This window comes from Chryseobacterium sp. FR048, from assembly GCF_056844665.1.
On sequence record NZ_JBXDSE010000001.1, the window covers coordinates 783,006 to 806,261 of the forward strand.

Below are 23,256 nucleotides of genomic sequence, written 5' to 3' on the forward strand. Positions count from 1 at the left end.
CTAACAATTCTTTGATAGTACTACCAAATTTTTATTCTGTCCTGAGGAGCTTTATACATTTTGTCGCCAGGTTTTATGTCAAATGCTTTAATGAATGAGTCCTGGTTCACCAACGGTCCAAATGCTCTGAACATTCCCGGAGAGTGTGGATCTGTTTTCACCTGATTGATCATATATTCATTGGTTGCTTTCGTTCTCCAAACGGTTGCCCAGCTCATAAAGAACCTCTGATCCTGAGTAAATCCGCTGATCTTACCTGGATTTCCTTTGTCTTTCAGGTACATCTGAAGGGCGTCATAAGCTACTGCTACTCCACCAAGGTCACCGATATTTTCACCGCTTGTAAATTTACCATTCACAAAGCTGCCTTTTACCGGCTCATAAGTGCTGTACTGAGCTGCCAGCTGTCCTACTTTGGCATCAAAGTTCTTACGGTCAGCCTCTGTCCACCAGTTATTAAGGTTACCATCACCATCGAAACGTGAACCACTGTCATCAAATCCGTGAGAAATTTCGTGTCCGATAACGGCTCCGATACCTCCGAAATTCACGGCTGCATCTGCTTTAGGATTGTAGAAAGGAGGCTGAAGAATGGCTGCAGGGAATACGATTTCGTTATTTGAACCGCTATAGTAAGCATTTACAGTCTGTGGAGACATTCCCCATTCTGTTTTATCAACCGGTTTTCCTACTTTATCCAGATTTCTCTGATACTGCCAAGCGGCTACATTCTGTAAGTTGGCATATAATGATCCGCCCTGTTTTGGAGATTCTACTTTTAACTGGCTATAATCTTTCCATTTGTCCGGATAAGCAATCTTCACCGTAAATTTGGACAGTTTTTCCTGAGCTTTCACTTTGGTTTCAGGAGACATCCAGTCGATACCGGCAATGTGAGATTTAAATGATTTTAAAAGGTAATCAATATAAGTTTCCATCTGCTGTTTAGCTTCCGGCGTAAAATATTTGTCTACGTAAAGTTTACCAAAAGCTTCTCCAAGAACGCCGTTTACAAGCGTAAGTCCTCTTTTGTTCATTGGACGCTGTTCTTTTTGCCCCTGCAGATCTTTAGCATAAAAATCAAATCTGATCTTCTCAAGATTTTCATCAAGGTTACTTGCATTACCGTTGATCAGGTGATATTTCAGATAATCTTTTAATAAAGGAAGATTCTTCTGCGTCATGAACTGATCCATATTCTGGTAGTATTTCAGTTCTCCGATGATCACTCTGTCTGTGTTAACGCCTGCCTGCTTAAGGTATTTTGCAAGATCAACGTTTTTCACTAAACCGGATAGTTCAGAAACATTTTTAGGGTTATATCTTAAGTTCGCATCTCTGTTCTGCTCTAATGTCAACAGGTAGTTTGCCAGCTGCTTTTCAAAATCTACTACATTCTGTGCAGCCTGAGTTGAATTTTTATATCCTAAAACACCGAATAATTGTCCGATATAAGCCTGATATTGTCCTAATGTTTTAGTGTTGGCTTCATTTACTTTCTGATAATAATCTCTTCCTAATCCAAGATCCGGACCGCCAAGATATACCGCATTCATTTTAGAATTCTTCATATCAGCACCGGCTCTCCATCCGTAGAAAGAGTTATCGCCTAATACAGTAGCTTCTAAAAGGTATTTCTGCAGATCATTCAGGTTTTTAATGGCATCAATTTTCGCCAGATCCTTTTTGATAGGTGCTAAACCTTCAGCATTTCTTTTAGCAGTATCCATAAAGGAAGCATAAAGATTCTGAATCTTCTGTCCTTCGGAACCTGCAGGATATGTTTCGGTAAGGATTTTGTTTAAAATATCCAATGAAGCATCATCCACATTTTCTCTCAATGCATTGAAAGATCCCCAATTTGCTTTATCTGAAGGAATCTGAGTAGTTTTCACCCAATTTCCGTTCACATAGCTAAAAAAGTCATCCTGCGGACGGACACCTGTATCCATATAAGACAGATTAATCCCTTCCTCTTTCACTTCTTCTTTTACCGGCTCCACAGCTACAGCTGTAGTCTCAGTTTTTTTCTCCGTCCCCGCAGTCTTTGCCGCACCACACGAATTGAGAAATACAATACCCGAAAGGGCAAGTATTCCAATATTTAGCTTTTTCATTAAAGATAATTTTTGATTTTACACAAACTTATCAAATATACGAACTTTAATGATAAGTGATGAAGGATAATTGATAATTGATGCGGGTATGAGATTTGGGGTAAATATTTTTTAAATTATGAGGTGAGATTTTTATTTTTAGGTTTTGGCTAAAGCCGGATGGAGATTGATGGATAGGGTAAGAGGCTGTCTCAAAAGGTAAACTAATGCTCTGAGAATCTCCTAAATGACAAAATTTGTCAGACAGGAGTCCGAGAGAGGGGGTACTTTTGAGACAGCCTCTTCTATTGATGGATGAATGATATACAAGGTGTCGTAGACCACCCCATCAAAAATTCAAAGAATTTTTGCCACCCCTCCGGAGGAGGGGAATGATGGAAGCCATTTTCTATTAATTTTGTTTAAGATGATTCCTAAGCGTTGCCCTATTACCTATTACCTATTACCTATTACCTATTACCTATTACCTATTACCTATTACCTATTACCTATTACCTATTACCTATTACCTTCCTTTCAAAAACAACAAAACCGCCCATTGCTGAGCGGTTTTTATTTTTACCAGATTTTGATTCTGTCTTCCGGAGCTTTGTATAGTTTATCTCCTTTTTTCACATCAAATGCTTTGTAGAATGCATCAACGTTAATTAGCGGACCGAAACTTCTGAAATATCCTGGAGAGTGTGGGTCAGTTTTCACCTGATTCACCATATATTTTTCACTTGATAAGGTTCTCCAAACGGTTGCCCAGCTTAAGAAGAATCTCTGATCCTGAGTGAATCCGCTGATTTTTCCTGGGTTTCCTTTATCTTTAAGATACATCTGAAGGGCATCGTAAGCAATGTTTACTCCTCCTAAGTCAGCGATGTTTTCACCGTTTGTGAAGGTACCGTTTACGAAAGTTCCTTTTACAGGCTCATATTTGTCATATTGAGCAGCAAGGGCTTTTGTAGCTTTTTCGAAGTTAGCTTTATCTTCCGGAGTCCACCAGTCTACAAGGTTACCTTCTGCATCAAACTGAGCACCTGAATCATCGAATCCGTGGCTCATTTCGTGACCGATAACAGCTCCGATACCACCGAAGTTTACGGCTGCATCAGCCTGAGGGTTAAAGAATGGCGGTTGAAGGATTGCTGCCGGGAATACGATTTCGTTGTATACCGGGTTGTAATAAGCATTTACCGTTTGTGGAGTCATTCCCCACTCTGTTTTATCAACCGGTTTACCGATTTTAGCCAGATCTTTATTGTATTGCCATTCACCGATATTCTGAAGGTTTTTGTATAGTGTACCTCCTTTAGATTCAGGAATGATTTCTAGTTTTGAATAGTCTTTCCATTTGTCCGGATAAGCTACCTTCACAGTAAATTTATTCAATTTCTGCATTGCTTTCTCCTTGGTTGTAGATGACATCCACGTTAGATTATTGATGTGAACTGCGAAGCTTTTCTTTAAGTAATCGATCAGTTCCACCATCTGAGCCTTCGCTTCAGCCGGGAAGTATTTCTCAACATATAGTTTACCGAATGCCTCTCCCAAGTTTCTGTTGATCACTTCGAAACCTCTCTTATTCAATGCTCTCTGCTCCTGCTGACCTCTCAGGTATTTAGCAAAGAAGTTAAACTTCATATCTCCCAGTTTTTCGCTCAGGTAAGAAGCACTTCCATTGATCATGTGGAATTTCAGATAATCTTTGATTACAGGAAGATTCTGAGCATTTACCAACTTATCAAAGTTTTTGTAATAGCCTAGTTCTCCGATGATGATTTTATCTGTATTTACCCCTACTTTTTTAAGGTAAGCAGGAAGATCTACTCCTTTTACCAAAGCAGAAAGCTCAGCCATTGTCTGAGGATTGTACTGAAGGGTATTATCTCGGCTTTGTTCGTTTGTCAGGTAAGTTTTTGCAATACTTTTTTCGTAGTCAACAATACCTTTTGCTGCTGCGTCTGCATTTTTGTACCCTAATTCTTTTAGCATAGAAGCTACATATTTCTGATATTCAGCAATAGCCTCTGTATTTTTTTCGTTTACTTTCTGGTAGTAATCTCTTCCTAATCCAAGAGATGCTTCTCCCAGGTAAACCGCATTCATATTAGAATTTTTCAGGTCTGCATATACTCCCCATCCGTAAAAAGCATTTTCGCCTTCTTTCGTTACAGAAGCAAGATAGTTCTGAAGGTCAGTCATGTTTTTGATGGCATCAATTTTATTCAGATGATCCTGAATAGGCTTGATTCCGTCAGCATTTCTCTTCTCCATATTCATGTAAGAAGCATATAAATCCTGGATTTTCTTTCCTTCACTTCCTTCAGCAAATTTATCCTTCAAAAGAGAGTTCAGGATCGTCATGGAATTGTTATCCGTATCTTCTCCCAGTTTGTTGAAACTTCCCCACGTCGGCTTATCGGATGGAATTTTAGCTGTTTTCATCCATGTTCCACTCACATAGTTATAAAAATCATCCTGTGGACGTACCGAAGTGTCCATCAAGCTAAGGTCTAAACCTTTGTCTGTGTTATTTACTGCTGTTTTAACAGCTTTAGCTTGTGCGCTCATCGTATTTTGAGTGCAGATCCCTGCTATTAGAAACAAAGAAAGCGTTAGTTTTTTCATTATGATAACAATTTATATAATAGGTATGATTTATTTCGTATTTGTTACTTTTTTGTAAAACAAATTTAAACAAATAACATCAGTGTATGATAAGAATTTATAATTCAGCTAGATTTGAAGCGGGATGATGGAAGCTGGAAGTTATGAAATGGCTATTCTATTAACCAAAACAAACTTACAGTCTCATTCAGCCAACATTCAGCCTGATAAACAAATTCAGATTCCCTATTAAGAAGTCGTTATCTCCTTTACATTTCCTGTTCTTTTCAGGAAGCCCCAGGACTGTATTTCGCCTTTCAATGCTTTTCTTAAACTTTTAAATAATACAATATACATCAGCCATCTATACCCGAATCTCTGCGGAATGATATACAACAGATTAGTCAGTTTCTCCCGCTGCATGATAAAGGCTATCAAAGCTAATGATGCATCTACCAGAAGGAAGATCAGGTAATAGCTGAATATTTTGCCTCCGTTTCCGGACAGTATTCCCAAAAGCATGATCACGTCTGCCAATGGTGAAAAGAACGGAATGATATATTGGAATAATAAAATATTCGGCATGGCCCAAAGTCCCAGTCCTTTATATCTGGGATTAAGGAAAGTCTGTCTCTGTTTCCAGAACATCTGCATGATTCCATAGGTCCAGCGGAAACGTTGTTTTAAAAACTGTTTCACGGTTTCCGGAGCTTCTGTCACGGCAACAGCTCTGTTTTCATTGGCAACGGTGTAACCTTCTTTCAAAATTTTCACTGTAATATCACAGTCTTCAGCCAGCGTATCGGAAGAATATCCGCCTGCTTCCAGAACAACCTCTCTTCTGAATGCTCCAATAGCTCCCGGAATTACTGTGATGGCATTAATATTGGCATATGCCAGACGGTCAAAATTCTGACTGGTTGTATATTCTATAGCCTGCCATTTGGTAAGCCAGTTTACGGTATTTCCAACTTTCACATTTCCTGCCACAGCTGCAATTTTTTCTTCAGGATCTGCATTTAAAAATCTTGCGATAAGATATTTTACGGCATCCTGCTGCAGTTTGGTATCGGCATCAATACAGACTACATATTCAGCATCGGTCTGCGAAATCCCAAAATTCAAAGCCGTTGCTTTTCCGCCATTCGGTTTGGTGAAGATTTTCAGTTTCGGATGATCAGGAAATGCATCTTTTGCTTTTTCATAAGTTGAATCTTTACTTCCGTCATCTATCATGATGATGTTAAAATTCGGATAGGTCTGCTTCAGTAAGTTATGTAAGGAAGAGACAATATTCACTTCTTCATTGTAGGCAGGAACGATAATGGAAACCTTCGGATAGGATTCCAGAACGGGAAATTCGCTCAGTTTTTTCTCTTTTTTTCTTTCTTTAAAAGCCCAGTATGCCATCAGGATCAATCTGATCAATCCCAATACGATGAAAATAGTAAACAATGCTACCAGAAAATGGCTTATTCCATAGATGGCAGTAGCCAATACCAGATTAAGCTGCATTACATAATATGCTCTTGTTTTAGGAACTGCCGGCATCAGCTCACTTTTACTTTTATGCAGGATACTGGTAAGGTTGGTAAAATGATACCCTTGTTTCTGCAAAGTAGGAATTAAGATTTTCAATGCTTTTACCGTTTCTTCTCTGGTATCTCCTCCTGCATCGTGAAGCAAGATGATATTTCCTCTCTGCTGCTTGATTCCGGCCATAACACGTTTTACAATTTCATCCGCTTTTATTCCCGGCTGCCAGTCTTCCGGATCTATATTTTCACCAATATCCAGATAGTTCTGCTGTCTTGCCAGTGCTACCGGAATGATCTCTTCAGATGTCGTAGGTTCGGAGTCTGCATTATAGGGAGCTCTGAACAGAATAGTGCTGTGCCCTGTTATACATTCTATCAGCAAACGTGTCAGTTTCAGTTCAAGCAAAGCTCTTTCCGGGCTTACTTTTGCTACATTTTCGTGAGTGAATGTGTGGTTTCCTATTTCATGGCCCTCCCGATAAATTCTCTTCACCAGTGGAAGATTCTTTTCTGCATTCAATCCTACCAGGAAGAAAGCCGCCGGAACATGATATTTGGACAATACATCCAATATCTGAGGGGTATATGTTTCATCGGGACCATCATCAAATGTCAGCACCAACTCTTTTTGAGGGGCACTTCCATATTTTTTCACTTCATAAGAGCTTGGATAGGTGATGTAGTTTTCATCGGTAATGATCTTTTCTTTCGGATCAATTTCCAAAGCTATTTTTCCGTCGTGAGGAGTATTCAGTACATCCAGCACTTCCCCATCTCCAATATAATCGACCATGGTCTGCCCTTTCACATTTTCAAGTGTTTTTAAATTGAGCCTGGAAAGTCCGGCAAACGTAAGATCTTTATCATAAAAGTTCCAGATTCTGCTATCTTCACTTCCCAGTCTCCAAAGTGCGGTTCCTGCCAATGGGTATTCGGATGAAAAACGCATTGTATTGAAAATAGAGGCCGCATCATTGAAAAACACGGTATGTGTGAAGTTCTTAGAATCGGTATAAGAGTAATTCAGATTAAAGGTATTGTCATTGAAATCGATTACGGCTTTGCTGGCATGAGCTTTTGTAATAGCCTGCATATAAGTAACAGAAGTGTTGTCATCCTTATTGGTACTCCAGTCATAACCGTATGCTCCCAATCCCAATATAATTTTATGAGGAGATGTTTTTTTCACCACTTTACCTGTCTGTTCTTCTATCCATTTTTGAGAAGAAACAGGGCCTGCATCGCTATCCGGAGAATATTCATCATAAGCCATCAATACAAAATAGTCTACATAAGGATCGAGTTTCTGGATATTGTAATCATCATTATCCGTCATAATATCCATGGTAACCAATAGCTGATTCTGTTTGAAAGTTTCTGAAAGCTCTTTCATAAAGGCAATCAGGTTTTCATCAGAATTCAGGTTCATATCTTCAAAGTCGATATTGATTCCTTTGAAATGATATTTGATACATTCCTGGGTTATTTTCTGGATCAGATTGGTTCTTCTTTTCGGGTCATTAAGCACTTTTGCCAATCCTTCTGAGCGGAATTCACGATCAGAGTTATTACTCAGCATCGGCATGGCTGCAACTCCTGTTCTCTTGATGATTTTATAGCCTTCAGGGTCTACATTGGTTTTCAGATCTCCCGTTTTCGGATCAATAAAAAACCATTCCGGGAAAACAAGATTGACGTGTCTGATATTTCTCTTCAAAGACATGAGAGACTGCGGATCCCAGGCTACATAAAATGCAGAGCGAATCCCACCGGGAAACTGCGCCCAGTTTCGATTTTGATTTTTATATCTTTCTGCTCTTGCTTTCTGAATTTTGGCAAGATTGGTATGGATTGTTTTTTCGGAAATAAAGCTTCTGAAACCTTTGTATTCTTTCGAAATTTTATTTTCCTGAAGATAAGGTTTGTTGGCTGTGATTACAGCTTTATAATCTTCTTTAAAAGGTATTTTAGGACTTCTGTCCAGGGTCATCATCAATCCCAGGGCCAAAAGAAGGAGTACCGCAATAAAGATAAATATGCGGCTTCCCCACTGTACGCTTTTCCAGCGTTTTTTACTGTTGGTCTGGAAGATCTGTTTGGAATTTTCCACGATTTTCAAATTTTAATGAATGATTTTCAAAAAGTGTGAAAAAGCTCATTAAAATTAATTAAAAAAAAATTAAAAAAGAATCCTTTTGGTTTAATGTGCCACCAGAAGTCCCACAAGATCCTGAATCACCTTTTGGGAAACAAAATCCATGAAGTCTACTCTTTCCAAATGCGGCATATATAATTTTGAAGTTACTTCTTTATCCCCTATTCTGATGGTATAAAACACTGTTCCCACATCTTTACCGTCCTCTCCTTTTCCCGGACCTGCTACTCCTGTCGTGGAAAGGGAAATATCTGTATCAAACAAATTCTGACAGCCTTTTGCCATTTCCTGTGCCACCTGTTCGCTGACTACGGTAAACTGGTCTACGGTTTCTCTGGAAACATTCAGAATCTTGATTTTTTTCTCTGTGGCATAGGCGACCATTCCGCCCAGGAAATATTTTGAACTCCCGGAAACTGAGGTGATCATTTTAGCCAGTTCACCTCCGGTACAGCTTTCTGCTGTAGAGATCGTCAGTCTTCTTTCAGTAAGTATTTCTGCAAGAATATTTTCGATTTTATCTTCGGATACAGCAATTACATGATCACTTAATAGCGGTAACAGCTTTTGAATTTCTTCTTCAGCCTGCTTCTGCAATTCATTTTCATTGCCACCTGAAGCCGTCAGCCTAAGCTTTACACGGGTTCCTATAGGGAGATAAGATAATGATGTATTCTCCGGTAAAGCAAGTTCCCAGCCTTCAATCATATCGGCAAGAATACTTTCGGGAATCCCAACAACAGAAACGATTCTGGTGTGAATATAATTGAGACTGAATTTCTCCTGCAGATAAGGAATGATCTGATCTTTGATCAAAGGTTTCACCTCATAAGGAACTCCAGGCAGACTGTAACAAAGCTTTCCATTCAGCTCCATCATCATACAGGGAGCTGTTCCGTAATGATTTTGAAAAACAACAGATTTGGTAGGGACAAATGCCTGTTCTTTATTTCTTTCCAGAATATCTGCCCGTCCTCTTCTTTCCATATATCCTTTAAGATGATTAAAGGTAACCTCATCCAGCGCAATTTCATCATTGAAGAATTCAGCCAGTGCTTTTTTGGTCTTATCATCACGGGTTGGCCCCAGCCCTCCTGTTGTGATAACGAGATCTCCCAGCTCAAAGGCTGTATTTAATGTATTTTTGATTGTTTCAATTTCATCTGAAATAGTCAAGATCTGTATAACTTTGATTCCTATATTCTTCAGCTCAGTAGCAATAAAATTAGAATTGGTATCTACGGTATTCCCAGAAAGGATTTCGTCACCAATGGTGATCAGAACAGCTTTTTCCATGTTTTGTTTTCGAAAAAAAATCTGATACAAATGACGGAAAATTCCCGATACCCGGCAATATAAATTGATTTTTTCTATTTTTGACGGAATTTATTTTAAACTACAAGAAGAATTATGTCTAAATATGATGATGCTTCATGGCATTATGGCGGTGATTTTCCGGAAGGACTTCCTCAGAAACACGGAGCAACCCATACGGGAATGTTCCTGAACTGGTGCATTAATAATGATCTGATCTCTGAGGAACTGAAAGAAGATGCCGCAGAGGAAATCGAGCAGGTGAAACGACGAGAATTAACGGGTGCAGAGTTTGTAATGGATTGCTGCGACGGAAAGTTTTCTGAATATGATCTGAATGATCTTGGAAACAGTTTTGCCAAAGATTATTATGCCGATGATACTGATTTTGGGAATAAGTACAGCTCTTTTGCCGATGATTATGTCAACCTCTTTGATACTAAAGCTGAAGAAAATGACTATGAATACGAAACTTTCTACCACATCGAAGATACTTATGAGAACTATGATCTGATGAAACAGGTTATTGATTACCGCTTTGAGGAGTGGAAGGAGTATTTGGGGAGCTGAGGAAGAGGTAAAAGGGCGAAAGAGCGAAAGGGTAAAAAGGCAAAGGAGGCTGAGAAGGCGAAGAGAGCAAAGAAGGATTAGTTATAAGATAGTAATAAGCAATAAGCAATAAGCAATAAGCAATAAGCAATAAGCAATAAGCAATAAGCAATAAGCAAAATTAATCAATGATAGATGTGCCTATATATTTAAATACATTTGTACATCTTTACTTTTTTGCTTCCTCAGCTTTCTTCGCCCTCTTCGCCTTTTTACGCTTTCGCGCTTTAGCTTTTCTCCCTCCTACTAATTATGTCTCACCCAGATCAATTCTCCCGTATCATAGCCAATTTTTCTTGCTTTTTCCAGGAAACGCTGGCGGATGCTTTCGGGAATGCTGGTGGTGCGTGAGAGGATCCATAAATATTTTAAGCTGCTACCGGCAACCAGGGCATACTGATAGTCTTCATCAATATCAATGACATTATAACCGGCCCAGATGGGTTTGAAAAATGAGACTTTCAGCCGGGCTTCGGTGGGGTCTTTTACAAACTGGGCCTCTCCAATTGATTCATTCCAGACTTTTTTCAGGTAATCATAGCCTTTATTTTTAACCTGAACACTTCCATCCGGGTTTTCTGAATATTCAGCCGTGACATTATCCATGTTTTTTTCAAAACGATAATCGAAACGGGCTATTTCATACCATCTGCCCAGATATTTTTTTATGTCAAAGTTCTTTACCGCTGTTGCACCTCGCGGAATTCTTACAGAAAACGAGTTAAATACGACCAACCCCAGTGCTCCCAACGAAACGGGAATTATTATTTTATGAAGAGTTTTCATAACAGATTATTTTGTGTAGTTCTGATAAAAACGTCAAAAATAGTGCCTTGGGGCTGTTAAAGAACAATAAATTCTAGGAAAAGACCTTCAGGAAATTGTCTTTGAAGCTTCCTGAAACTTCTATTTCCGTATCATCAGACAGCATTACGGTTCCACTTTTATGGTATGATTTTACAAAACCGCTGTTGATGATATGAGAACGGTGTACTCTCACAAACGGACTTTCCAGCAGGTCATCAAAATGTTTTAGAAACCGGCAGACCATTTTCTTTGAGCCATCGGTAAGGTAGACCTGTGTAAAGTTTCCGTCTGCCTGCAGCCTGACAATGTCTTCTGTTTTTACGACATCGAAACCTTGCAAGGTAGGCAATATAAGTTGTTGCTTTTCCGGCTTCAGTTTCAGATTTTCCAACAAAATTTTATTCCGGTTGAGCTCTTCTTTTTTCTCCAGACTTTCAGCAACTTTATTGACGGCCAGAATCAGTTCCTGGATGTCTATAGGTTTTAAAATATAATAACTCGCCGATTTATTTAAGGCCTGAAGCGAATATTGGGAGAAAGCTGTAATGAAAATAGTTTCGTAAGAAAAATCTTTTGTAGCTTCCAATACATCAAAGGCATTTCCAAAGGGCATTTCTACATCCAGAAATACAAGCTGTGGCTGTTTTTCAGCAATCAATGGAACCGCTTCTTTGATGTTCTCGGCTTCACCCAGAATTTCCACCTGTGGGCAGTATTTGGTGAGGTAGCTTCTCAGAACTTCTCTGGCGATGATCTCATCATCTATGATTACGGCTTTTATTTTCATTGAAACAGGTTTAGGTTTCTGATATATTTCCAGCCTGCAAATTAGGAATATTTACCTATTCATACAATCTTCTACCTATTCCGAAGAAGGTTGTTCCTTTTTCCATTCCCAGGCATATTTCACGATCAGAATTGTCATAATAGATTCCAAAGCGGCCAGAAAAGTGTAAAACAAATACCAGTCCGAAAAGGATGAAATCCCGATCAATATCATTACACCACTAAAAAATATTCCAAAAACAATATTCAGCAACCTGTTGATCGATGGCTTTAAAATAAGAGAAAGAAATACCATAACTGCAGGAATTGCCAGAACTACTGAGGCAAAAAATAATTTCATTGGTGAATCCAGCAGATTATTTCCTTCTACAAGCCCTTTCGCTTTTCCCGGCGTATATAATTCAAAATAATCTCCATACAGATAACATAATGTAACAGAGATCCAGAGCCCGGCAAGAATGATCTTTACATTCACCGGAGTATCGTCCAGTTTTGCAGCTTGATTCATGATGAGTGTATTTAGTGTTTTTTATTTTTAACTCCAAAGATGAGCAGCCATAAGCAGATTCCGATTTCTCCTATCGTTGCCGGTAATGTGATATAATTCGCGATTGAATAATCTGAAAAATGAGCAACCAGAGTTCTTCCAAAGACATTCGCCAGATACCCAAAACATCCAAGCATTAAGAAAACCCCAAGAGTCCTGGGTAAAAACCCGGATTTATAGACCAGATACCCAAAAGGAAAAAGCCACGCCCCCCAAAAGACCTGCGCAATTAAAAGTCCTTTGTTATAGTTGCTCAACAAAAGCATTATCTGTGCCTGCAGCTGTTTTGCATCAAAAGCTTTCAGATAAACGGCTCCTTCCACAATGGTAAGCACAGAAAACTTGCTTTGAAGATTGATAAAGGAAATGGGAATACTGATAAGAGCAAGAATGACCATCAGTTTTGCGTAGGTTTCATCTACGTTTTTCAGAAATTGATATAGCGCCAAAGGAAGTAAAGTAAAAGCGATATAGCAGATGATATTGCTGGCAATACCTAGCCTGAACAATTGTGTTTCTGAAGAAATATTATGAAAAGTCAATACAGGGTCCTCCCATACAATCAGTTTTGATGGAACGTACATTAAACTGAAAAAACCGGTTACGATAACCATGAGATAAAAAAATCCTGCGAGTCTGGCTGTTTTACTGTTCGTATTCATTTTGGTTACGTTTTTATCTATTAAGACAATAACTTTCCCAAAATGGTTACAGTTTTTAGGTATTATTTCACATACAACATGGTCCGGCTCAGAATTACTGATATTTTCCGTTTCTGAATTTTAAAGTTTTATAAGTAGTTTTTGAAGTTTCTTTGCCGTCACACTCTCCTTTTACCTCTTTGTTGACTGTTTTAACGGAAATGGTTTTAATGGTAAGATCCGTGAAATTGTTGGTTTTGGAATTTCCCATCATGATATAGGAACTATCATCCTGAAATTCACCATTGCAGCGGGTATCCCATTCTCCATGGCTTGAATCCAGTTCAAACTGATCAAGAATTTTTTTAAGCGTTTTACCCTCGGGATAATATAATGAAATTGTTCCCGAACCATAAGGATTAGGCCTGCTGCTGCCTACAAAATCAGCCTTTACTCCGAAAGCCCGGATACCTGTACTAATGGTATACAGCCCTGTATCAATAGTGAAACTTCTTAAAATTACCGCATCGGAATTTAATTCTGTGGGATCAAAATACTGGTTTTTTATGGTTCCTTTACTGTCTGTAATTACAATATAGTTGCGCACGGTAAAAACATAATCCAGGTCCTTCTCCTGATTTATGATAACGGGAATGACTGCAATATAGGAATCTTCTGCATTAGGCATCTTTTTCTCCGTACAAAGTTCTTCTTTGATCTTTGTTTTATCGAGGTTTAAGCTCTTCAGAATATGGTTCAGTCTGATACTGTCAAAATTCTGTCCGTAAAGGATTCCGGAGCATAAAGTAATGAGCAGTGTCAGCAATAGTGCATTTTTTTTCATGGGTCATCATTTTTAAGCCAGATTAATTCTGATCGTAACTAAAACTCCGCCACTATCTTCCTTGTCTTTCACAGAGCAGGTAATATCTTTTTTATACAGATCATTCAGAAGCTGAATTCTTTCCAGGGTATTTTTCATTCCCCGGCCTTCTCTTGCTTTTTGATGCTGGGTTTTCTGCTTTTTACTTTCCTCAATACCGATTCCGTTGTCTTCAATAAGGATATTCAGATATTGATCATTTTTTGTAAAGTTCAATTTTAAAAAACCTTTTTCACTTCTGTAACGGAGGCCGTGCCAGACAGCATTTTCTAGAAACGGCTGTATAAGCATTCCCGGAACCTGGAGATTCTGCATATTCAGATTTTCATCTACTTCAATTTCGTAATCGAACTTATCTGCAAAACGTGTTTTTTCCAAAGCAAGATAATTCTGAAGAAGATCCAGCTCCTGTTGGAAAGGGATAAAATCTTCGGTAGAGTTTTCCATTACCCCACGCATCAGTTTTGAAAATTTGGTCAGGTACTGATTAGCTTCCAGCTCATTATTGGTCGCAATAAAATGGTTGACACTGTTTAGACTGTTAAAAATAAAATGCGGATTCATCTCTCTCCGAAGCGACTGAAGGGCAATTTTCTTATTTTTGATCTGAACTTTTTTCAGGGTTCTGAAAATAATAAAAATCAATCCTGTCAAAAGAATCAAAGCCGCGATCAAACTGTAATTGAATACGTTTTTCTTGCGAATCAGTTCATCCTTCAGCTCTTTTTCTTTTTCCAGCTGTGAGATTCGCTGCTCGGTATCTTCCAGAATTTTATTATCGATAAGGCTTCTGTCTTTGGACACAAGATTCGGAAGTTTTCCTAGAAAATCCCGGTACAATTGTACAGAAGCATCCGTATTTCCGGATATAGCATAGAGGCTGTCCAGCTTTTTTACGCTTCTCTGAGCTTCCAGAGTATGGCCTTTTTCCAAAGCAATTCCGTAAGCATTTTTCAACAGGTTTACCGCCTCCCCAGGATCATTTTTCTTAATATAAATATCCGCCAGCTCCTGAATCTGATTCACTTTTTCCTGTGAATTTTCTTTCACAAAATCTTCTTTCAGGACTTTCTTTTTGGCTTCAATGGCTTTCTCATAATTCTTATTTTCAACATAGAGATCAGCCAGTTTCTGATTGATGGCCAGCGCCTGCTGTGGAGCTTCTTTTTTTGAGATTTTATAAGCATTATTCAGGTTTTCTTCCGCTCTGGAAACATCCTTTTGCTGTATATTGACCTCTGCAAGCTGGCTATAGCTCTCTGCAAGATCCGCCTGCTCGTTTTCTTTTTTACTCAGACTGATATTATTCTGAATCGCTTCTGCCCTCAACTCGGGAGTTGGAGAAGAAAGTCTTGCTACATCATTGGTATTGACTGCTTTATTTTTTTCACTGTAGCTCATCTGAGCTGCCATACTGTAATTGCTGATGGCAGGTGTTATTTTATTCTGCTTTTCCTGAGATTGCGCCAGTTTTCTGGTCGTGGTTTCAAGATTCTTTTTATCATTGAGAGTCTGATAAATATTTCGGGCCTTAATCAGGTATTCTTCACTTTTGGCATAGTTGCCCTGATTGTAATAATCGTTGGCCATTCCTACATAGGTATCGGCGACTCCCTTATTATCGTTCTTATCGACTGCTTTTTTCAGTTTCGAAGCCGATTTCAGGACTTTGGAAACCCGTGCAGTATCCTGTGCGACGAGGGTATTTCCCCACGCCAATACTATCATAAGCAATATTTTAAAAACTAATTTCACAGATTTCAGATCTTTACTGCAAAGTAAGTAAAACTTTATTGATCGTCTTCTATTCTTTACCAAGTCAAAACCCTATTTCACCCAGTTTGAATTGTTTAGAAGTGTTTTGATTGAAATATTAAAGTATTTTGAGAGGATAAAAGTAGTAAGGTAAGTCTTTTAAGAATATGGTGAGGATTAAAAAATGATCAGATGAATTATATCTTCGTTATTATCGATATTAAGTTTAGGCTAAAGCCAATTGAATCTTAATTTTTTTGTAAAAGGGCTAAAGCCCGTTCCTATTGAATAAAGATAAATTGAATACATATAATCTGTCACCATTCGAATTCAGTTTTAATAGCTATAACAAGGGGAGTATAGTCAGGAAACCGATCATTCATATTTATTTTTAAAGTTCATTCCGGCAACTCACCAAGTGAAACTTCCATTTCACCAAGTCTCCCTGTTTTCAGTTTCAGATCGTGGTAATTTTACATCAGAATTTAAAATTTAAAAACAGGAAATTATGAAATTGAAACATTTTTTATTAATCGGAATTTTGACCTTAGGGAGCTTTGTAAACGCTCAGGAAGTAAAGAAAAACGCCATTGAAGTAACAGGAGTGGCAGAAATGGAAATTGAACCGGATGAAATTATCTTCAGCATCGGAATAAAAGCAGATAACAAAAACGATCTGGCAGATAATGAAAAGAAATTGTTTGAAACGCTCAAGAATGCCGGCGTGAAGAATGAAGACATCAAATTCAAATCGATGTACCAGAATATCTACTCCAAAACGGCCAAGTTTTCTAAGAATTATCAGTTTAAAGCCAGTACGAAGTCAAATATCAGCAAGATTTTTGAAGATCTGAATCAGAAATGGGTAAGCAGTCTGAATATTGCTGAGGTAAAGAATACTAAAATTGCTGACTTCAGAAAAGCAGTAAAAATCAATGCCTTAAAAGCAGCTAAAGAAAAAGCAGATTATCTGTTGGAAAGCATGGGTAAAAAGGCTGGAAATGCTCTTGAAATCGTAGAAATAGAAGACTACACAAGCGATATGGTACTTCCGGTTGCTTATAAAGGAAGAATGAATAGTGTACAAATGGAAATGGCCGATGCCCCGGTAGATGATTCTTTTGATAATATTGAAAACATCAAACTGAAATACAGTATCAAAACGAGATACGAAATTCTTTAAATAACAGGTTTAAGAAGGCTGCCGAAAGGCGGCTTTTTGTTTTTCTACGGATGCACAAATGAATTGATTGTTTGGACGTAAAAGCCTGTCGACTTATCAAAATAAAGGCTTCGACTCCGCTCAACCTGACAGTTCCAAAACCAAGAATTTAGTATAGAATTGTTACAGGGAGCGGAATCGAAAGATCTCCTTAAGCACTAAGCATCTGGATAGTCTATTTCTCATCTGATAATCCTCACCAAGTGAAAACCATATTCCACCAAGTCTCCCCATTTTCTGCTCTCAATACGGATAATTTTACATCATAATTCAAAATAATAAACAATGAAACGCTATCTTTTAATAATCACCTTATTTTCTTTTGTCTTCTCTGAGGCTCAGGAAATCAGAAAGGAAATCGAAGTAAAGCAGGCGACCGTATTCCTACAGGGAGCAAAAGTTTTCGGCAGCACCAATGTAAGTCTTCAGAAAGGAAGAAATAGGATAAGAATTGTAAATCTCCCTAATAACCTGGATGAAAACACTTACAAGATCAATCTTGAAAAAAATACGACACTTGTTTCTATCACTCCTCAAAGCAACTTTCTGAAAACAGATGAATTGTCGGACGGAGAAAAGAAACTTGATGATGAAAGAAAAAAACTGAGAAGACAGGTCAATCTTCTGAACATTCAGATCAAGAATTTATCCGGTGAGCAGAATATCATCAATGATAATTTAAAAGTCTCCACCAACGATAAGACAACCCCACAGGAGCAACTGATCAAGCTTACTGAATTTTACAGAAAGAGAATGCTCGAAATCGACAATCAGGTTTTTCTGTTGAGTGAGCAAAAAAATGTTCTGGATGAAAGTATTGCTAAGCTCGACAAACAATCTGCTGAAGAGCAAACTCATAAGAATACCAACAGAAAAGAGCTTTTGCTTGAAATTCTGGCAGACAATGAAACCAACCTCAACCTTGGAGTCAGCTATATTGTTTCTGATGCCGGCTGGGTGCCGTCTTATGATCTGCGGGCCGAATCTGTGAAGAAACCTCTTGAAATGGTGTATAAAGGAAAGATTTACCAGAAAACCGGACAGGACTGGAAGAATGTAAAGCTCTTCGTTTCTACTTACAGACCTTCGTACAACCAGGATCGCCCTATCCTGTCACCGCTTTATGTTGCTGAATATACACCACACAGTCCTGCTATGGAAGTTGCCAGCTATAAGTTTAAAAAAGAGACCGTCGCGGCCAATGCTTATCAGATGCGGGCAGATGAAGTAGCAATTCCAAGCCAGATACCCGTGGCTTCTGTTTCGGATAATCAAATGAATGTCATCTATGAACTGAACTACAACCAGACCATTCTGAGCCAGGAAAAAGAGCAGTATGTCATTCTTGATAAAAAACAGATTGATGCTACCTATAAATACCACACGGTTCCGAAGCTTAATAACCAGGTATTCCTGATGGCTTTTGTAAAGAACTGGCAAAGCCTCAACCTCATCAACGGGGAAGCCAATATCTACTTTGAAGATAATTATATCGGGAAAACCAATATCACCAGTAATTATGTAAAAGATGAATTCCCAATCTCTCTTGGTGTAGATGAAAGAATTACGGTAAAGAGAATAAAACTTGAAGATAAAACTTCACAAAAAGCAATGAACTCCAACAAATGGGAAACGGAATCTTACCAGATCAGTATCCGAAACAATACAAAAACCAGCATTGAGCTCGAAGTTCTTGATCAGCTTCCGATCAGCGAGAATTCCAAGATCCAGGTAAAATCCATAGATATTGGTGGCGGCAACTTCGACGAAAAAACAGGGAGTATTCTCTGGAACAGGAATATCGGTTCCGGAAGTACCGAAAAGATCAGCTTCTCTTATGAAGTGAAATATCCAAAAGACATGCAGGTACAATATTACAACAGATAACCTATAAAAAAATAATAATATGACAACTTTAAAAATCTTAACAGTAGCAACAGCAGCCTTCTTAAGCTCCGGCACTATTTCGGACAGCAGCTGCTCTAAAACGAATACAGACCACAGCAGAATATCGGTACAAAATGCTTCTGCCATACCGGTGAATACGGCCTCAAAGGATAATAAAATCCAGGTTGCTATCTTGCTTGATACGTCTAATAGTATGGATGGACTGATCGACCAGGCAAAATCAAGGCTTTGGAACATCGTCAATACATTAACCACACTGAAGTATAATGGTCAGTCACCTCAGATAGAAATCGCCCTTTATGAATATGGAAATGATGGTATCCGTGATGAAAACTATATCCGTCAGGTCACTCCTCTGACTCAGGATCTCGATCTGGTTTCTGAAAAATTATTTGCTTTAAGAACCAATGGCGGAAGTGAATACTGTGGTGCTGTCATCCGTGATGCCTCCAACAATCTGAATTGGGATGGCAACGAAAAAAGTATGAAACTGATCTATATTGCAGGAAATGAGCCTTTCAATCAGGGAAGAGTTGACTATAAAGAAGTGATCTCAAAAGCAAAGAATAAAAATATCTATACCAGTACGATTTTCTGTGGCAGCCGTGAGGAAGGGATTCAGAGCTTTTGGCAGAATGGTGCAGCAACGGGAGGCGGCAAATACTTCAATATCGATAGTGACAAAAAAGTAATCTATATTGAAACACCTTATGATGTCAGAATTTCTGAGTGTAACGCAAAACTGAATGACACCTATATTTACTATGGAAACCGTGGTTCTGAATATAAAATGAAACAGATTACCCAGGATAAAAATGCAGAAGTACAATCGGTTTCCAACCTGGTGGAAAGAACGGTATCCAAATCTAAAAAGAACGCCTACAAAAATGAGCACTGGGATCTGGTTGACAGAGCTGAGAAAGATGCAGGTTTTATTGCGTCTGTAAAAGAGAGCGAACTTCCTGCCGAGCTGAAAGGAAAAAACAAAGAAGAAATAAAAAAAGCAATTGCTACGAAATCAGCAGAACGGGAAAAGGTTCAGAAAGAGATTGAGGAATTGTCTAAAAAACGACAGACGTATATTGATGGAGAAATGAAAAAAAGAGGAACAGCTGATTCTGATGATCTTGGAAAAGCGATTGAAAATTCTATTCTGGAACTGGCCAAAAAGAATGGATATAGTCTGTAAGGCAAACTGAGTTTTAAGGCGGGTTACGGCCCGCTTTATTCTATTTTTTTATGGAATTAAATTGCTCCCGATTCTGATCCTTCCGGAAACAGAAGATTTTAAAACATTTTTATCTTCCAAATTTAAAATACCTTGATAGTGGATGTTTCTTATTTTTCATAAATACAGAAGCCATTTCCATTCCTGTTACCGAAAAAGTAATTCCGTTTCCTCCAAATCCCAACACAAAATAGGAGTTTTTGAACTTCTCATGCTCTCCGATATAAGGAAGACCGTCTTTTGTTTCTCCAAAAGTTCCCGCCCATACAAAGTCGGTGTAAAAATGATAATCCGGTTTTATTTTCTTTAAAGATTTCAGGATTTCTTTTTCCTTCTTGTCCAGTAAAGCATCTCGTTTTCCGGCATCGTAAAAATCTTCATCGCCACCGCCTATCAAAAGCCTTCCATCATCAGTGGTCCGCATATACAGATAAGGATCGTCAGTATTCCATACCAATGTATTTCTGATATTTTTGAATATATCCTGATCGGTTTCAGAAACGATGGCATAGGTACTTTTCAGGTTGACAAAGTTTTCCTTCAGCAATTCTTTACTTTCATAGCCAATACAGTAAATGATCTTTTTAGCCCGGATCTGAAATCCTCTTTCTGTAAAAGCTTTATTAAAACCTTTGTGATACTCTACTTTCATCAGCTCCGTTTTATCAAAAATCTTCAAGCCCTTTTTTACATTGTGTTGGCATAATTCGTGGGCAAACTGAAAGGCATCTATACTTGCTCCCTGTTCTGATAAGATTCCGCCATAGGTATTTTCAAATCCGAACTGTTTTAAAATCTGTTTCTCAGATAGCCACTTCACCTCAAATCCAGATTCTTTTCTGGCTTCATATTCTTTTTTCAGCCATTCTGTATCTTTCTTTTTTGAGGCAAAATAAAGTGATTTCTTACGTTTGAATCCTGCATTGGATCTTATCTTTTTCGAGAGTTTTTCAATAGAATCAATGGCTTCACTGCAGGCTTTATAACTTGCAACAGCTCCCTTCTCTCCTATTTGCCCGATCAGTTGATAAAGCGGAATATCTATTTCATATTGCAGCATTGAAGTCGTTGCAGAGGTACTTCCGTTGCAGAGTTCCCTTTTGTCGATAAGAATTGTGTCATAGCCATCTTCTATCATCTGGTGAGCGATAAGGCTTCCGGTAATACCACCTCCCACAATAAGAACATCACATTGCTGATCTGCCTGCAGGGACGGATATGAGGCTATAAGGCCATTCTTCAAAAGCCAGAAAGGTTCATTTGATTTAAGATCCATATTAATATTTTACATTAAAAATAACAATATTTATACCTATTTTAACTATTTATATTCAATTTCTGGTGCAGTTATTGTTGTTCTCTTACCATCAAACCACCATAAAATATTTATTATGATCACAATTATTCCAGAAGCTCCGGAGAATGTTGTGGCATTCAATGCCACCGGAGAAGTAACGAAAGAGGATTTTGAAAAACTGGTAATTCCGAGGATAAAAGAAAAGGTCGACCAGTTCGGTGAGCTGAATTACTTACTGTATCTGGATACTGATCTGGATAATTTTACCATGGGAGCATGGCTTGAGGATATGCTTTTAGGGCTAAAAAACCTTGCAAAATGGAATCGTTCAGCGATTGTTACCGATAAGGAAGGTATCCGTAACTTTACCAGTATATTCAGTGTTCTGATGCCGGGAGAATTTAAATCGTTCCCCAAAGAAAATTTATACAATGCGCTCTACTGGTGCAAAAACGGCGATGAAGTAGAGGCGTAACCCGATGAATAACAAAAGCGCCTGTTTCGTTTTGAAACAGGCGCTTTTTATATTTTTCTCTGATCCGGAAAGCGATGTCATTTTTTGAAACAAACACCTGCTCAATCAGTAAAATTCTTGAGAGATTCCCTATTATTTGTCACATGAAATACATTCTGCAACGTCTTCATTTTCAGAAGAGGCCTCTGTACTGTACAGGTACATATATCTTACACTGATTACAAACCCGATGAAAGTCATTCCCACACCAACCAATGAAGGATAATTGAACGGCAATCCGTATTCCAACGGAATTCCACCAAAGAAGGCTCCCATTGCATTGGCAATATTAAATCCGGCCTGCATAAAAGCAGCTGCCATCATTTCACTTCTCGGTGCCGCCTTCATCATCATAATATTAATAGGCGCAGCAATCGACATGGATAAAGCACCACACATAAATGTCAATACAAAAGCAATATTCTGATGCTCGGAAAGCAAGAATACCCCTACCAGAGAGATCATCATCAGAAAGATCAGTAATGCACAGGTTTTTTCAGGTCCTAATTTGTCTGAAATAACTCCTCCTGCCAGGTTACCTACCACCATACCGGCTCCGGCAAGAACCATTACATAGGCCATTTGACTGCTTTCCACTCCGGAAATCCCCGTCATTAGAGGAGTAATGTAGCTCAACCAAGTGAAAAGTCCTCCAAATCCGATCGCTGTAATCCCCAACACCAGCCAGGATTGCTTCTTTTTCAGGAATTTCAGTTCTTCCAGGAAATGAGTATTCTGGTTAGCTTCCATAGCAGGAAGCCACAATTTTAAAAACAACAGGGCAAATATCCCAATTACCGCTACAATGGCAAAGTATAATCTCCAGTGGAAAGTATGTCCTATATACGTTACCAGAGGAACCATTACCAGATTGGCTACGGTAAGCCCGGTAAACATCATCGATATATAAAACGCTTCTTTTCCTTTCCCCGCCATTTTAGCAGCAACCACCGTTCCTACTCCAAAGAATGCTCCATGAGGAAGTCCGGACAGGAATCTGATGACCAGCATGCTTTCATAATTGGGAGCTATTGCAGAAAGTCCATTGAATAAAGTGAAAAGGATCATAAAAGCGATCAGTACTTTTTTAGGCGGAAATTTTACAGAGTACCCGATAAGGAGAGGCGCGCCGATTACCACTCCCATGGCATAAGCAGAAATCAAATGTCCTGCCTGAGGAATCGTGATCTGCAATGTTTTTGCAATATCCGGAAGCAGTCCCATTACGGTAAACTCCGTAGTTCCTATTCCCAGGCCGCCTATTGCCAGCGGTATTATCCGTTTATCGATCTTCATTGTATATACTTTTCTGAATTAATGGGGTTGAAATAAAGAAAGAT

Annotated in this window: 17 protein-coding genes; 5 read left to right on the forward strand and 12 right to left on the reverse strand. The window is 38.6% G+C overall.

The features are described from left to right. Nucleotides 1–20: 20 nt before the first annotated feature. From AC106K_RS03500 to AC106K_RS03515, 4 genes are all read right to left on the reverse strand, one after another. Nucleotides 21–2,117, reverse strand: a complete 2,097-nt coding sequence (locus AC106K_RS03500; RefSeq protein ID WP_482443410.1) for a M13 family metallopeptidase — start codon at nt 2,115–2,117, stop codon at nt 21–23. 558 nt (nt 2,118–2,675) lie between these two features. Continuing rightward, the gene (locus tag AC106K_RS03505) at nt 2,676–4,733 is read right to left on the reverse strand and encodes a M13 family metallopeptidase (RefSeq protein WP_482443411.1); all 2,058 of its coding nucleotides are present in this window, start codon (nt 4,731–4,733) and stop codon (nt 2,676–2,678) included. A 228-nt stretch (nt 4,734–4,961) separates the two neighbouring features. Next, the gene (locus tag AC106K_RS03510; protein WP_482443412.1) at nt 4,962–8,360 is read right to left on the reverse strand and encodes a trifunctional glycoside hydrolase family 18/polysaccharide deacetylase/glycosyltransferase family 2 protein; all 3,399 of its coding nucleotides are present in this window, start codon (nt 8,358–8,360) and stop codon (nt 4,962–4,964) included. Between the two features lie 90 nt (nt 8,361–8,450). Further along, the gene (locus AC106K_RS03515; RefSeq protein WP_482443413.1) at nt 8,451–9,701 is read right to left on the reverse strand and encodes a CinA family nicotinamide mononucleotide deamidase-related protein; all 1,251 of its coding nucleotides are present in this window, start codon (nt 9,699–9,701) and stop codon (nt 8,451–8,453) included. Nucleotides 9,702–9,815: 114 nt separating this feature from the next. Between AC106K_RS03515 and AC106K_RS03520 the strand changes: the two genes are divergently transcribed. After that, nucleotides 9,816–10,289: a DUF7832 domain-containing protein gene (locus AC106K_RS03520; RefSeq protein WP_482443414.1), complete on the forward strand. Its 474-nt coding sequence runs from the start codon at nt 9,816–9,818 to the stop codon at nt 10,287–10,289. A 285-nt stretch (nt 10,290–10,574) separates the two neighbouring features. On the opposite strand, the gene AC106K_RS03525 is transcribed toward AC106K_RS03520, so the two are convergent. The 6 genes from AC106K_RS03525 to AC106K_RS03550 form a co-directional block, all read right to left on the reverse strand. After that, the gene (locus AC106K_RS03525; RefSeq protein WP_482443415.1) at nt 10,575–11,114 is read right to left on the reverse strand and encodes a lipocalin family protein; all 540 of its coding nucleotides are present in this window, start codon (nt 11,112–11,114) and stop codon (nt 10,575–10,577) included. A gap of 73 nt (nt 11,115–11,187) precedes the next feature. After that, nucleotides 11,188–11,922, reverse strand: a complete 735-nt coding sequence (locus tag AC106K_RS03530; RefSeq protein WP_482443416.1) for a LytR/AlgR family response regulator transcription factor — start codon at nt 11,920–11,922, stop codon at nt 11,188–11,190. Nucleotides 11,923–11,997: 75 nt separating this feature from the next. After that, nucleotides 11,998–12,429 (reverse strand): DUF6326 family protein, encoded by a 432-nt coding sequence (locus AC106K_RS03535; RefSeq protein WP_482443417.1) that lies wholly within the window; start codon nt 12,427–12,429, stop codon nt 11,998–12,000. An 11-nt stretch (nt 12,430–12,440) separates the two neighbouring features. Further along, a complete protein-coding gene (locus AC106K_RS03540) occupies nt 12,441–13,130 on the reverse strand; it encodes a DUF4386 domain-containing protein (protein WP_482443418.1) in 690 nt (229 codons plus the stop codon). A gap of 94 nt (nt 13,131–13,224) precedes the next feature. Continuing rightward, nucleotides 13,225–13,953, reverse strand: a complete 729-nt coding sequence (locus AC106K_RS03545; RefSeq protein WP_482443419.1) for a PA3715 family protein — start codon at nt 13,951–13,953, stop codon at nt 13,225–13,227. A gap of 12 nt (nt 13,954–13,965) precedes the next feature. Further along, nucleotides 13,966–15,720, reverse strand: coding sequence for a tetratricopeptide repeat-containing sensor histidine kinase (locus AC106K_RS03550; RefSeq protein WP_482443420.1), 1,755 nt, complete (start codon nt 15,718–15,720; stop codon nt 13,966–13,968). A 535-nt stretch (nt 15,721–16,255) separates the two neighbouring features. Between AC106K_RS03550 and AC106K_RS03555 the strand changes: the two genes are divergently transcribed. The 3 genes from AC106K_RS03555 (at nt 16,256) to AC106K_RS03565 (ending at nt 20,066) form a co-directional block, all read left to right on the forward strand. Then, nucleotides 16,256–16,930 carry an SIMPL domain-containing protein gene (locus AC106K_RS03555; RefSeq protein ID WP_482443421.1) on the forward strand — a complete coding sequence of 225 codons (675 nt, stop codon included), beginning with the start codon at nt 16,256–16,258 and terminating at the stop codon, nt 16,928–16,930. Between the two features lie 324 nt (nt 16,931–17,254). Then, nucleotides 17,255–18,856, forward strand: a complete 1,602-nt coding sequence (locus AC106K_RS03560) for a DUF4139 domain-containing protein (RefSeq protein WP_482443422.1) — start codon at nt 17,255–17,257, stop codon at nt 18,854–18,856. A 19-nt stretch (nt 18,857–18,875) separates the two neighbouring features. Then, nucleotides 18,876–20,066 (forward strand): VWA domain-containing protein, encoded by a 1,191-nt coding sequence (locus AC106K_RS03565; RefSeq protein WP_482443423.1) that lies wholly within the window; start codon nt 18,876–18,878, stop codon nt 20,064–20,066. 109 nt (nt 20,067–20,175) lie between these two features. Here the strand turns inward: AC106K_RS03565 and AC106K_RS03570 are convergent, their stop codons facing one another. Beyond that, nucleotides 20,176–21,381: an NAD(P)/FAD-dependent oxidoreductase gene (locus tag AC106K_RS03570; RefSeq protein WP_482443424.1), complete on the reverse strand. Its 1,206-nt coding sequence runs from the start codon at nt 21,379–21,381 to the stop codon at nt 20,176–20,178. 115 nt (nt 21,382–21,496) lie between these two features. Here AC106K_RS03570 and AC106K_RS03575 point away from each other — a divergent pair, with 115 nt between their 5' ends. Beyond that, entirely contained in the window at nt 21,497–21,877 is a 381-nt protein-coding gene (locus AC106K_RS03575) for a SpoIIAA family protein (RefSeq protein WP_482443425.1), read from the forward strand. Between the two features lie 132 nt (nt 21,878–22,009). Here the strand turns inward: AC106K_RS03575 and AC106K_RS03580 are convergent, their stop codons facing one another. Beyond that, nucleotides 22,010–23,212, reverse strand: a complete 1,203-nt coding sequence (locus AC106K_RS03580) for an MFS transporter (protein WP_482443426.1) — start codon at nt 23,210–23,212, stop codon at nt 22,010–22,012. Between the last annotated feature and the right edge of the window lie 44 nt (nt 23,213–23,256).